Raw genomic sequence first — 12,115 nt, forward strand, 5'->3', positions numbered from 1 at the left:
GGTCGGGCCGGCGCATGTTCCCGATGAACGTGGCGCGTAGGACGACGTCCGAACACAGGCCTGGGGATGCCTGACCTCTCTAAGGAAGATCTCCCGATGCACCCAACAACTTTTACTCTCACGTGGCTTGCGTCTAGACCGCTCCGCTACGGTACGACGATTGCGGGAGCCCTGCTCCTTCTGATCGCATGTCTCGTCGCCCCCGGATACCAGGCGTCGGCGAACACCGAGTCGCTTTTTGGCCGGTCCACACCCGTGCGTCTTGTGGATCGCTCCGACGACAGCGCCGTCACCGTCGGCACGAGGTTCGCTGTGAAAGCAGACGGCCACGCCACAGGTGTGAGCTTTTGGAAGCAGCTGGGCAGCTCCGACGCTCATGTCGGCACGCTGTGGTCTAGCTCAGGTGTCGCGCTGGCGACGGTGACATTTTCCAACGAGAGTGCAGCGGGGTGGCAGACGGCGACATTCGAACGACCTGTCGCCTTGAAAGCGGGAAACACCTACACCGTGTCCGCCTACACGACCACGGGTGTCTATGCGGCAACCGCACATTTCCGCGGTAGGTCCAAGAGTTCATCGCTGGTCATCACGCACAACTCCGGGGTTCGTGCCTACGGCGCGGTGCCGACCTATCCCTCGCGGTCACACAGAGGAAGCCAGTACTGGGTCGACGTGTTGTTCACGCCGAACTCCAGGCCCGTGGGATCGTCACAGACGCCTGAGTCGACGCCGACCGTGTCACCGACGCCGACCGCGTCACCGACGCCGACCGCGTCACGGACGCCGACCGCGTCACCGACGCCGACCGCGTCACGGACGCCGACCGCGACACCAACACCAGCGCGTACGTCCACGCCCGCGCCGACAGTCACGACCAAACCGACGGTCGTGGCGACCGCTGCGCCTGGCACGCCGACCGCGGCTGCCGGGTTCCCTGATGAGAGCAATACGGGCGTTCCGGCGGGTACTCCGCTGTCTACGTACACCGGACCATGTACGATCACGGTCGCGAACACCGTCATCGACGCCAAGACTGTCGACTGCGGCCTGATCATCAGGGCGACCGGCGTCAAGATCACGAACTCGGTCATCAACGGCACGGTATACGCAGATGGTGACAGTAACGGCTCTGCCTCGTTCACCATCGTGGACAGCAACGTCAATATCGGAGCTCGCGCGGGCACGGGCATCGGTGACGGCTACTTCACGGCAACGCGAGTCGAGGTCACAGGCGGGAACCGCTCGATCAACTGCTTCGTCGACTGCACGGTGGAGAACTCATACGTGCATGGTCAGTTCACTGATAGCACCGGTGCGGCACACGAGTCCGGCATCCGGATGGGTTCGGGTGCTGTAATTCGAGGTAACACCATCGCTTGTGATGCCCCGGACGTTCCGCCGGACGCTGGTTGCTCGGCGGCGCTGACCGGCTATGGTGACTTCGCGGTGGTTCAGAACAATACGATCGACGGCAACTACTTCGTGGCCGGTTCGGGCGGATACTGCGCGTACGGTGGATCGTCCGCAGGCAAGCCCTACTCATCTGGCGCGAACAACATCACGTTCACAAATAACGTTTTCGAGAAGGGCGACCGGCGCTGCGGCTACTACGGCCCCATCACCTCGTTCGACTCCAGCGCTCCGGGGAACATCTGGAGCAACAACACGTGGGATGACGGACGCGCCGTCGCAGCGGATTGAACGGGATCCGGTGACAGGTGGGCCTCTACTCGAAACGAGTGGAGGCCCACCTGTCACCATGTCAACAACGTGAGCTCGCTGTAAAGCAAGTCGATATCAGACGCCGTCACGGTGGAGGAACGGAACATCTTCGGCCGCGACTTGCGGAGAGGGATGCTCAGCGGGGGCTCGAATCCGAGGACGCGGAGTTCGGCGAGCGTTACAGGTGTGTGCAGTGTGCGCAGCAGCTGAGTGCGCAGCTGAGGCCATGCGGTTCGGAGTAATGCTCGGTCGCCTCCCGCGTGCAGCACCGATGCGAACAACGGTAGATTTCTGCGCCGATCGCGGCGCACGACCAGGTACCCGATGCGTTCGCCGTGAACCGCGACAATATGCCGGGCAGCAGCGGCAGTGCGGTGGTCGTGGTAGATCCGAAGATCGTCTCCCCGCAACAAGCTCTCGATGCGAGCCGGATCCGCGATGATCTGCGTGTGCCGCTGCGCAGGAGCCGGTACGTTGAGCACGAACGCTGTGGACGTGTCGAGTGAGGTGAATCCGAGGCGCTGATTGAGGGCGATTACGTTCCCGCTGGGCGATAGGTCGGTGAAAGTGTAGCCCCCCTGACCCAGGATCGCCCGAACCAGCCGGAAACTGTGCGAGCGGTACTCCTCGCGAACGCAGAACGCGGCGAGGTTGCAGAAGGGCTCGGACGACGAGCCCAGGATCCGGTGTGAGTACACGGCTACGTATGCGCCAACAATCCGGTCATCCGCAAGTAGCTGGAACCCGTGGTTGGGGCCCACGCCGGGCCACGGCGGGGAGAACAGCGCTCGCCAGGCACTGACCGGCACAGCGGGGTTGAGCTCGTCGTGCAGAAACTTGCACACCGCCGCAACGTCTGCGGTCCCGATCGGGCGCGCTACGACATGGGTCATGCGCCGCATCATACGGGATCGCAATTGTTCCTCCATGGTCGAAGAGCGCCCGGCAGGTAGACTGGTGTACGGTCGCGCAGCAGTGGGGAGAGGCAGTGACTATCCGGGGTGTGCTCTCGGCGATGGGGCGTCGCTGGTACGTGGTGTTGGCTGTCTTCACGCTCGCTGGCGCAGGGCTCGCCTACTTCGCCGATGATGGAGGCTCTTACGCCACGCGGACGATAGTCAGCTTCACCTGGCCCGACGCGACCCTGCTGCAGGCGCAGAACGGCAACACGGATGACGACGTCATCGCCTTTGCCGGCGCGGTCGCTACCGAGATCAATAACGGTCGCGCACCACAGACCTACAGCGAGTCGGATGCCCCGTACTACGGCGCAGGGATCCGCGAAGGCTACGTTGTCGCCCTGCAAGACCTCGGGAACCAGTGGCATCGCGACTTCTCGCGTGCTCAAATCGAGATCCAGATCGTGGGGCGCACCCACGAGTGGGTCGAGATCACGCAGAGGCGGCTGGTGGAGGCGGTCGTCGCAGTCGCTGATGCGCAACAGGATCGGGCGATGGTTCCGCTCTCCGAGCGGATAACGGCCTCCATCGTGCCACTAACTCAGGACATTGACCATGTGCTGCCGGGGCGCATGAGTCAGATCGCGGCATGCGCCGCGATGCTCTTCGCTGCCCTTATCGTTAGTGCGTCGGCAGCAGTCGCAGTCGATCGCCAACACGAGACGAAACGCGTCCGGCGTGGTGCGAGGATGAGCATCCGACACCGGAGAGATGCAGACTGATGAATGTTCTCGAGGCACTGCGCGGGCTCTTGCGGCGCTGGTACATCACCTTCACCGGGTTGGCCCTTGCGGTCTTGACCGGCACGATCGCCTGGGCGATCGTGCCGGTCGAGTATGAGCGGACGGCGACGCAGCTACTGTTGCCCGGTGCGCAGTCGATGCCGGAGGAGTCCAACCCGTTCCTCTATCTGGGCGGCCTGGCATATCCCACTGACATCCTCGTGCGCGCGCTGGGGTCGGAGAACGTCGCTAATGAAGTAACGGATGAGTTCCCGGGAGTTAAGATCGAGGTTCTCAGAGACACTTCGAGCTCCAGCCCGGTAGTCCTGGTCACTGCGACGTCAGCCGACGATGCTGCAACCGGTCGAGTGCTCGACTACATGGTACAGCGCACGCAGACCATGCTCGCGGACCTCCAAGACGCCGAGTCGATCCCCGCATCGAATCAGATCACGGTCACGACGCTCACGATCGACTCGGAGGGTGAGCCGCAGTCGCGGACACGGCTGATCGTCACGGCAGTTGCAGGCGTGGCCATCCTTGCGGTTACGCTGCTGCTCGCGAGCCTGATCGACGGTATCTCGCGTCAACGTCGACGCAGGCGGAATGCTCCTGTCGGTGAGCGTAAAGCGACGTCGACCCCGCCCGTCATCGATGACGACTTCGCGGAGGCGATCGAAGCCGCGAAGCTGGCTAAGAGAGTGAGCGCCCGAGCCTCGCGTCGGTGAGGCACGAGGCAAAAACGGAGCCATGGGAACAAGGCGCGGAACTGAGGCAGTATCGCCGGTTGCGGCGCACGAGCACCTGAGCGCGCATGCCCGCCCCCGGCTCGACGCTGCAGTGCTTCTGACTGTCTACCTTGTTCTACTGCTCGGTGTCCCTTCGAACCTGCGGGTCGCCGCGCTCGGGTCGATCGGTCGGCCTTCGGTGCTGTGGGGCCTTGTGCTTATTGCGTTCTGGATCATCTCGCGGTTGCAGGTTCGGGCGCACGATGTGCGCCCGATGCGTCAACCTATCCGATTTGCCTTTCTGGCGTTCCTGATCATCGCCCTCGTCAGCTTCGCTTCCGCGCTCTTGCGCGGACAGCCAGATGATCAAGTAAGCCCCGCGATTACCGGTATCGTACGGCTGGGGTCATGGGCAGGTGTCCTGTTCGTCGCACTGGACGGGATCCGCACCATGAACGACCTCACCAGGCTGGCGCGACGTCTCGCGGTCGGCGTGAGCCTGCTTGCCGTGCTGGGACTGTTGCAAGTGCTAACTCGGCAGAGCCTCATCGAGTTCTTCGGAAGTATCCCGGGTATGGTCCTGGCAGAAGACGGCGAACTCGGCGCGCGCGCGGGGCTCGTCAGGGCGACCGCAACCGCCTACCACCCACTGGAGTATGCGACGACCCTGATGTCCGCGCTTCCCCTGGTCATAGCGGCGGCGCTCAGCGCAGGGTTCCGCGCACGGCCCTCTCGATGGAGTTGGATGTGGTGGGGGGCGGTGGCGCTCATCGCGGCGCTCGCGCTGATCGGCGTCTCTCGCTCGGCGATTATCGGCTTCCTGTTCGTCGCAGTCGCTATGATTCCCGTGTTTCCGCGACATACGAGAGCCATCGTGGTGGTGGCCGGTGCGGGGCTTGGCGCAGCGGTGGCAGTGCTCGTTCCGGGGCTCATCGGCGTCACTCTCGCGCTCTTCACGGGGGCCGCAACGGATTCGAGCACGCAATCCCGAGTGGGTGCTCTAGATCGGGCCCCTGAGTTCATCAGGGAGTCGCCGTTGATCGGGTCTGGCTTCGGGACCTTCTTGCCCAGGTACTACATTTTCGACAACGAATGGGCGATGATCGCAGTGGAACTGGGACTCTTCGGCGCTGTTGCATTCGTCGCCATCATCGCCGCCGCGGTCTGGAGCGCCGCGAGGGCGCGTTATCAGTCGGGCCAACCGGATGTTCGCCTGTTGGGCTATTCACTGATCGTCTCGATGCTCGTGATCAGCCTCATGTTCGCGTTCTTCGATGCCCTGGCCTTTTCGATGACTGCGGGGCTGTTCTTCTTCTACGCAGGATTGTGCGGGGCTCTGCGGAACGTGGGTGCCGCCGATGCGCAGCTTCGCGGTGAACATGGTGAATGGCGAAATCACTAGTCTGCCGTGACGAGCCAGCGTTCGCTTCGGGGGGCATGCATGCGGTGTCGACTCACGAGGTTGCGAAGCGCCACGCGGCTCGTTTGCCGGCCCAATATCGCTCGGCTCGCTTCACGCGCGACGGTTGCGGCCCAGAAAAAGACCGCTTTCGCGGGGCCGTGCCGCTTGCGGTACAACCGCACACGATTGGCGACGAGGAGGGCCCACTGGCGTGGCGAGCCAGCTGAACCCCCCTCCAAGTGCTGGGCGCGGGCGCTCGGTTCGTACCAGGTCCGCAGCCCTGCGTCGCCGGCTCGGAGGTTGAAGTCCGTCTCCTCGGAGTACAGGAAGAACGCCTCATCCCAGGGTCCGACGCGCTGCCAGCACGCCGCGGAAATCAGTTGCGTGGACCCCTCGGCCCAGTCCGTGGTGCGTCCCTTCATGTAGTTGTCGGGATCGGAGACGACTTCCCCCAGCGCCCTCCAGCGGCCCGCGCGCTCTGCGCCTACCACGGTGTCGGCCCACGCACGCACGATCGTCGGCTCTCGGCGCATCGAGAGGATGAGCTCCCCGCGCGCGTCATGCAGGCGTGGCACCGCGATCCCGACCTGCGGACCGAGCGCGGCGAACAACGCAGCGGCGCAGCCGCGAGTGAGGCGGACGTCGGCGTTCAAGATGAGGTAGCCATCCTGCGCGCCAGCGGCGCGGATGGCGGCGTTCACGCCGGCGGCATACCCCATGTTGCCTCCGGTCTCAACGATGGTGGCGCGCGGCGCGTGGCGCCGGACCTCGGCGAGGGTCGCATCGTTCGATGCGTTGTCCGCGACGACCAAGGTCCAGTCGGTTCCGGCAGCGCCATCAGCAAGCGAAGCCACGAGCTCCTCAATCAGTTCCGCGCTGTTGTACGTGACGACGCAGATCGCAATGCGGGGAGTCACGAAAGTGATTCCTTCATCGCTTGGGCCCCGTTCGTGCCAGGGTAAGAACCATGCGTGGGCCTTCTCTCCGTCGATGGGCAGCTATCGGCTTGGGGCTGTACCTCACGGCCGTGGTGGTCGTTCTGTTGGCGCCGGTGTCATACGCGCAGATCGTGGGTTGGATCACAGAGCGGGTGCACGCGCTGATCGGCGGCGCCCCTTTTGGCGCAGGTTGGATCGAGTTTTCTGCGAACATTGCGATTTTCGTGCCGTTGGGATTTCTGCTTACCGCGCTTTTTCGTCGGCACTGGCTGGGCGTCGTGATCGCATTGACCATGTCCGCAGCAGCGGAGGGCATCCAGGGCCTCATCCCGTCGCGAGAAGCAAGCGTCCGTGACATCGTCGCTAATACGCTGGGCGCGGCACTTGGCGCGTTCGTGGCCTGGATGATAATCGGCGCTCGAGAGAGAAGCCGTTCTGGACCGACCGATCCCGAGGCTCCGTGATCGTCCGCGCATCGGCACGCTGCAGCAGTCAAGGGTCACCGATAACGCTTGACGAGGCTCGCGGCGACGTTGCGGGCCTCCGCTAATCCCGGTCGCCCATGCACGATGCGCTGCACAGTCTGCGCCGTGTCATGCGCTGTGACGCTGTAGCGGGCGCGCATCCACGCACGCTGCCGGAATGGAAATCGGTCGCTGGTGTAGACAGCGTGGTATCCGGCGGCGCGCAACCGGTGCAACGCCATGCGATCGTATTCGCCGAGCGGAAGTGCAGCTTCGGTAATGTCGCCTCCCGACGCCTCCGTGAGTGCGTCGCGCGCAGCGATAAGCTCACGTTGTGCTGCCTCAGCGCTGAGACCGCGCCACGGTATGTGCGTCCAGCCGTGCGACCCGATCTGCATGCCCGCCTCCCGCAGGCCGATGAGATCGGCGGGTGACAGGCTCGCCGGATCTGACAGCCGCCCCGCAACAGGGAAGAACGTCGCTCGAAGCCCGCGCTCGCGGAGCGCGGGCAGGGCGATATCGACATCCGAACGATTGCCGTCATCGAAACTGATCGCGACGTCCGTCGACTCGGCGACAATGTCGATGACACGGAGGAACTCATCCTCGGCCATCCAATATCGCGACTCGCCGGCTTCCCGCTCGGCGGTGCACGACCCAACGCCATGGAAGCAGAGATTGACCGTCATGTTGTTGCGCCCCGCACCTCGTGCACGGCGCCGGGCAGCGTTGTGCGCGTGCTTGCATCGTGTCCCCAGTCGACTTCGTCGGCACGGGCCGCACGGCGCGCGGCGACGAGGGTGATCACGACATACGCGATGGCCGCCGCCGCCAGCTGAGGGCGCCGGGCCACGACGTCGCGCAACCATGCCCATCGGTCACTCGGACGCACCTGTGCGGTGAGCACCCCCGCCGCGGCTGCCTCGCGCATCTGGGCGTTGCCGCGGCGGACCCTCACCAGCCGAGCGACGAGATCCTTCGTCCGTCGGGGGGCCTGTACCACGACTTCCACGCTCGCGGCCTCGGTCTTCTCGGCGTCAGCGAACATCGAATCGAGGAACAGATCGTCGGCGATCACGGTAGGAAACTGCTCAAACCTGGCACGTCCTTCGGCTGACACTGCGATCATGCCGCGCCCGAACAGGCCCGAGCGGAACACCGGCAGGCGCTCGTTGATCGCGAAGTACGCGCGCACCGGCCAGGGCCGCCCGTCCGTGCTGATTCGTCGCCGTGGGACAGCGGCTTGCGCACCAGGAGTGGAATCGAGTGCTTGCACGAGGGCGTCGAGTCCCCCAGTCGGAACGAGGATGTCGGCGTCCAGATAGATGCGCGTCGATGACGTGACGAGCGGTTCCGCGGCGTTGATCGCCGCCGCCTTTCCCGGCTCCGCACGATCGATGACAGTCGCCCCGCACGCTGCGGCGACGTCGACGGTTCGATCGGTGCACCCGTTCGCACTGACAATCACCTGAATTGCGCTGCTGGCTCCCGTGCGCAGAGCGTCAAGGCAGTCGGCGATGACGCCCTCTTCGTTGTGCGCCGCGATGATCACGCTCACCCCTGGCAGTTCCCTGATCTCTCCCGCGCGAGCCGGCGGCTGCTTGGCCGGCGTGTGCTCAAAGTGTGCTTGTGTCCCCATTGCCTGTGCCCCCCAGCACAAGGGTCGTAACCGAAGTCGTGACCAATCCCCACACCCGTGTCCGGTTGACGACGTGCCCGCCCTGGTGTGGGAGAGGGGGCGGGCACGCCGCAGAGTGACGGTTCACATCGCTAGGGGCAGCCCCGCCGGTTGCCACGCCGCCAAGAGGCGGTGGAGTGCGTCGCCGGGCGACGCACTCCACGTGCACACGTCGAGTTCGGATGTGAACCGCCACATCTTCTACTGCGATCCCGCGCGGGACGGCAGTGGTTCTGTGGCAGAGCGGCGCGGCGCGCCGGTGCGCTCGGTGAGTTGACGGATGGCATCCGTCGTGACGGTGATGGGAGTGGCTCCCCGCTCGATCAGGTAGCTGTTCAGCGCGTCGACGTCCTCGAAGTCGACGTAGCGTCGACCCTGCACATCATGCTCGGGCCGGCGATCAACACGAGGGACGGCGGAGCACTCCCGATGATGCCCCGTGAGTACGTCGTAGACGGTCACGTACGCCTCCGCCTGCGGGCGCCAGTCGAGCACGGCCGCAACCCTTTCGCGGGCCGCGCGCGCCATGCGAGTGCGCAGGTCGCGATCGTCGATGAGCCGCTCGATCTGGTCAGCGAAGGCCGCGATGTCGCCCGAAGGCGCGTACAGGACGGTGTCGGCCCCCGAGACCACGGTCTCTTCGAGATCGAACGCGACGGCGGGCAGCGCGTACGCCATGTACTCCATCGTCTTGTTCATCGTCGACACGTCGTTGAGCGGCGTCTTCAGATCGGGGCACACGCCGATATCGCCGCGGCTGAGGTACTCGGCCATCTGCACGCGGTCGACGCGTCCGGTGAAGGTGACGTGGTCGTGCAGTCGGAGCTCGAGGGTCTCGGCTTTCAGCGCCGCCAGGCAATCGCCGAAGCCGAGCAGGGTCGCAGTGACGCCTCGGCGACCGCGTCGGTGCACCAGTTCGTCCATGACGTGCAGCACCTGGTCGACACCATCTTGCGGCCCCATGATGCCGACGTAGACCAGATTGACCGTGTCGATGCGACGGGGATTGTCCGGGTAGATGGGGCGCATCTGCTCGGTGTCAGGCCCGCTGCGCACGACCGTCACCTCCTCGGGCGTCCGACCGCCGCGTTCGATGGCCTTCTTCTTGTACGACTCGTTCGTGGAGATCACGTGATCGGCCGTGCGGAACGAGCGTCGCTCGAGCCAGAGCAGCACGTGGTATTCGAGCTTCTTGAGCGCTCCTTCCGGCTCACCGAAGCGCGAACGGAACAGCTCGGGGTTCAGGTCGTGGTGGTCGTAGACGAACTTCACACCGGCGATGCGCCACAGCAGAGCCAGCAGCCAGTACGTGTCCGGCGGGTTGCAGGCCTGAATGACGTCGAAGCGGCCGCGCGCGCGGACCTTGAGCGACAGCAGCGCGGTGCGCACCCAGCTGTACGCGAACTCCCACGCGAACCCGAGCAGTCCTTCGGCCTCGGGTGCGGGTGCGTACTTGTAGATGTCCACGCCGTCCAAACGCTCGAACGCCGGGTCACCCGGACCCTTCGGGCAGATGACGCTCACGCGATAGCCGCGCGTCACGAGCGCCTGGCACTCGAGCCAGACACGACGGTCCAACGGAACCGGCAGGTTCTGGACGATGATGAGGATGTGTGGCCCGGTCTGCTGCGTCGCAGCCGGCTGTTCGATCGATTTCGTCTTCTGAAACATCAGTAGGCCCCCCTCGGCCGCACCATCGCCGCTGCGGTGCGGCCGATGATCTTCAGATCGGTCGCGAGCGACCAGTTCTCCACGTAGTGCAGGTCGAGCCGGATGCTCTGCTCCCAGGTCAGGTCGCTACGTCCGCTGATCTGCCACAGCCCCGTGATTCCGGGCTGCACGTACAGTCGACGCAGGGCGTCGTGCTCGTAGTCCGCGACTTCGCTGGGCAGCGGCGGGCGCGGCCCGACGACACTCATCTCGCCGGCGAGGACGTTCCAGAACTGCGGCAGCTCGTCGAGCGAGAACCGCCGCAAGAACCCGCCGACCCGCGTGATGCGAGGGTCGGCCTTGAGCTTGAACAGCGGGCCGGAACCCTCGTTGGCAGCCTCGAGCTCGGCGCGCTTGGCCTCGGCATCCATGCCCATCGTGCGGAACTTGAGGATGTCGAACTCGCGCCCGTCGCGGCCGATGCGGCGCTGGCGGAACAGCACCGAGCCAGGACTGTCGAGCTTGATCGCCAGCGCGATCAGCGGCGTGATCACAGCGATCGGAACGAGGGCGAGCGCCGCGACGACGACGTCGAGCGCGCGCTTGGTGCGCAGCGTCGAACGGTCGAACTTCGGCAGGCTCACGTGGGTGAGCGCGAGACCGTGAGTGGCCTCGAAGGCGATGCGCGAACGGTCGACGTCAGCCAGGCGCGTTGCCAGGATGAGGTCGGTCGCGGCGCCCTCCAGGCTCCAACTGAGTCGGCGCAGGTAATCCGGGTCGTCGATCCCGTCGGCGATGATCACGGTCTCGATGCACTCTGATCGTGCGAGCGCGGCGACCTGCGCCGGACTACCCAGAGCGCGGAACGCACGATCATCGACACTCAGCGAGGCATCCGCCGCGCCGGGAAACGCCGCGCCGACGATGTGATGAGCGAAGCGCGGGTCGGCGACCAGCGACCTGATGGTGTGCTCAACGCCCGAGCGTGAGCCCACGACCAGCGTGCGTGGAGCAAGCGTCTGGCGAGCGGGGTGCCGGAGCGCCCAGCCGCGATGGATCAGCCGCGCCGCGACGAGGGTGGCGATCCCGAGCGGAACCGTGATCGCGATGTGCGGGCGCAGCGACGTCCATGCGAACAGGCCCGCCGCCACCGCGAGCGCGGCGACTCCGATGACGGCGGAGTGCAGGATCGGCATCAAGTCCATGCGCCCGCCGGCCCCCCGCCGGCGGGCGCGTTCACTGAACGCCATGAGGGCGACAGACCAGCAGGCGACCAGCACGACGGCAGCCGGGAGCGCAGCAGGATCTCCCGGAGGCGTCGGTAGCGTCGCCAACTGAGTCGTCGCAGTAACGGCCGCAGCAACGCTGATCAACAGTGTGTCGATCGCGGTGCCCGCCACGCGGTGTCGTCGCACCAGCGTCAACCGCTGCTCCAGCAACGGCATGACGCGAGGGGCTCCGACGGCGCTGATTCCCTCAGTGAGAGGGAGCGCCGCCGAGCTCATCGCTCAGCCCCGCCGTGGTACCGGTGGCAGCGCAGCACACGACGTTCCCGCCGCGCGGCGGCGCGCGAGCGCGCCAGAGTACGTTTCCCCATGAACGTGTCCCCAATATCCCCAAGTAGCAGGCAATGCCTGCGATTCCCCAAGTTGCGGATCAAGATCCGCGATTTCCCCTAGTGCCAGAGCCCACCGGATCGATTCCCACGTCGATCCGGATCATGCTGTACAGACGCCGACCCCTCGGCATCCGCCCCGTCTCACGACGGCTGGGTGACGTCCCCTGGGGTGGTGTAGATCTCGGTGCTGAGTGTCACGTCGAGGACGTGGTGAGCCATCGTGCGATGGTCAGT

At 65.4% G+C, this 12,115-nt stretch carries 12 protein-coding genes and 1 pseudogene; 6 read left to right on the forward strand and 7 right to left on the reverse strand.

Annotated features, from left to right (window positions below; translation table 11 throughout):
- Positions 1–96: 96 nt before the first annotated feature.
- Positions 97–609: pseudogene (locus tag BGO46_RS14615) on the forward strand (DUF4082 domain-containing protein); the annotation flags it as partial.
- Positions 610–629: 20 nt separating this feature from the next.
- Here the strand turns inward: BGO46_RS14615 and BGO46_RS04795 are convergent.
- Complete coding sequence (locus BGO46_RS04795) at positions 630–1,091, reverse strand: hypothetical protein (protein ID WP_292678836.1); 462 nt, start codon at positions 1,089–1,091, stop codon at positions 630–632.
- Between the two features lie 55 nt (positions 1,092–1,146).
- Between BGO46_RS04795 and BGO46_RS04800 the strand changes: the two genes are divergently transcribed.
- Complete coding sequence (locus tag BGO46_RS04800; RefSeq protein ID WP_292678834.1) at positions 1,147–1,701, forward strand: hypothetical protein; 555 nt, start codon at positions 1,147–1,149, stop codon at positions 1,699–1,701.
- 53 nt (positions 1,702–1,754) lie between these two features.
- On the opposite strand, the gene BGO46_RS04805 is transcribed toward BGO46_RS04800, so the two are convergent.
- Entirely contained in the window at positions 1,755–2,615 is an 861-nt protein-coding gene (locus tag BGO46_RS04805) for a hypothetical protein (protein ID WP_292678831.1), read from the reverse strand.
- Positions 2,616–2,725: 110 nt separating this feature from the next.
- Between BGO46_RS04805 and BGO46_RS04810 the strand changes: the two genes are divergently transcribed.
- The 3 genes from BGO46_RS04810 (at position 2,726) to BGO46_RS04820 (ending at position 5,533) form a co-directional block, all read left to right on the forward strand.
- Entirely contained in the window at positions 2,726–3,403 is a 678-nt protein-coding gene (locus BGO46_RS04810) for a hypothetical protein (protein WP_292678828.1), read from the forward strand.
- Positions 3,403–4,131, forward strand: a complete 729-nt coding sequence (locus tag BGO46_RS04815; RefSeq protein ID WP_292678825.1) for a hypothetical protein — start codon at positions 3,403–3,405, stop codon at positions 4,129–4,131. Before BGO46_RS04810 ends, BGO46_RS04815 begins: the two co-directional genes overlap by 1 nt.
- Before the next feature lie 112 nt (positions 4,132–4,243).
- Complete coding sequence (locus tag BGO46_RS04820) at positions 4,244–5,533, forward strand: O-antigen ligase family protein (protein WP_292678823.1); 1,290 nt, start codon at positions 4,244–4,246, stop codon at positions 5,531–5,533.
- On the opposite strand, the gene BGO46_RS04825 is transcribed toward BGO46_RS04820, so the two are convergent.
- Entirely contained in the window at positions 5,530–6,450 is a 921-nt protein-coding gene (locus BGO46_RS04825; RefSeq protein WP_292678820.1) for a glycosyltransferase family 2 protein, read from the reverse strand. The two genes, BGO46_RS04820 and BGO46_RS04825, sit on opposite strands and share 4 nt — an antisense overlap.
- Positions 6,451–6,560: 110 nt before the next feature.
- On the opposite strand from BGO46_RS04825, the gene BGO46_RS04830 reads away from it, so the two are divergent.
- On the forward strand, positions 6,561–6,935 hold the full coding sequence (locus tag BGO46_RS04830; RefSeq protein WP_292678817.1) for a VanZ family protein: 375 nt from the start codon (positions 6,561–6,563) through the stop codon (positions 6,933–6,935).
- Between the two features lie 35 nt (positions 6,936–6,970).
- Here BGO46_RS04830 and BGO46_RS04835 read toward each other — a convergent pair whose 3' ends face one another.
- The 4 genes from BGO46_RS04835 to BGO46_RS04850 all read right to left on the reverse strand — a co-directional run bounded on the left by BGO46_RS04835 (position 6,971) and on the right by BGO46_RS04850 (position 11,768).
- Positions 6,971–7,624, reverse strand: a complete 654-nt coding sequence (locus BGO46_RS04835) for a polysaccharide deacetylase family protein (RefSeq protein WP_292678813.1) — start codon at positions 7,622–7,624, stop codon at positions 6,971–6,973.
- Positions 7,621–8,487, reverse strand: a complete 867-nt coding sequence (locus BGO46_RS04840; protein ID WP_292678811.1) for a glycosyltransferase — start codon at positions 8,485–8,487, stop codon at positions 7,621–7,623. The genes BGO46_RS04835 and BGO46_RS04840 overlap by 4 nt, the downstream gene beginning before the upstream one ends.
- 327 nt (positions 8,488–8,814) lie before the next feature.
- Positions 8,815–10,284, reverse strand: a complete 1,470-nt coding sequence (locus BGO46_RS04845; RefSeq protein ID WP_292678808.1) for a glycosyltransferase family 4 protein — start codon at positions 10,282–10,284, stop codon at positions 8,815–8,817.
- On the reverse strand, positions 10,284–11,768 hold the full coding sequence (locus BGO46_RS04850; protein ID WP_366246797.1) for a sugar transferase: 1,485 nt from the start codon (positions 11,766–11,768) through the stop codon (positions 10,284–10,286). Before BGO46_RS04850 ends, BGO46_RS04845 begins: the two co-directional genes overlap by 1 nt.
- Positions 11,769–12,115 lie beyond the last annotated feature (347 nt).

The sequence above is a fragment of the Microbacterium sp. 70-16 genome (genome assembly GCF_001898315.1).
Lineage (GTDB): Bacteria > Actinomycetota > Actinomycetes > Actinomycetales > Microbacteriaceae > Microbacterium.

What these genes read in the sequence shown, in the direction of transcription:
- BGO46_RS04815 (WP_292678825.1), top strand. Translation starts at nt 3,403, where the DNA reads ATGAATGTTCTCGAGGCACTGCGCGGGCTCTTGCGGCGCTGGTACATC.
- BGO46_RS04845 (WP_292678808.1), bottom strand. Translation starts at nt 10,284, where the DNA reads ATGTTTCAGAAGACGAAATCGATCGAACAGCCGGCTGCGACGCAGCAG.
- BGO46_RS04795 (WP_292678836.1), bottom strand. Translation starts at nt 1,091, where the DNA reads ATGACCGAGTTCGTGATCTTGACGCCGGTCGCCCTGATGATCAGGCCG.
- BGO46_RS04850 (WP_366246797.1), bottom strand. Translation starts at nt 11,768, where the DNA reads ATGAGCTCGGCGGCGCTCCCTCTCACTGAGGGAATCAGCGCCGTCGGA.
- BGO46_RS04805 (WP_292678831.1), bottom strand. Translation starts at nt 2,615, where the DNA reads ATGACCCATGTCGTAGCGCGCCCGATCGGGACCGCAGACGTTGCGGCG.
- BGO46_RS04835 (WP_292678813.1), bottom strand. Translation starts at nt 7,624, where the DNA reads ATGACGGTCAATCTCTGCTTCCATGGCGTTGGGTCGTGCACCGCCGAG.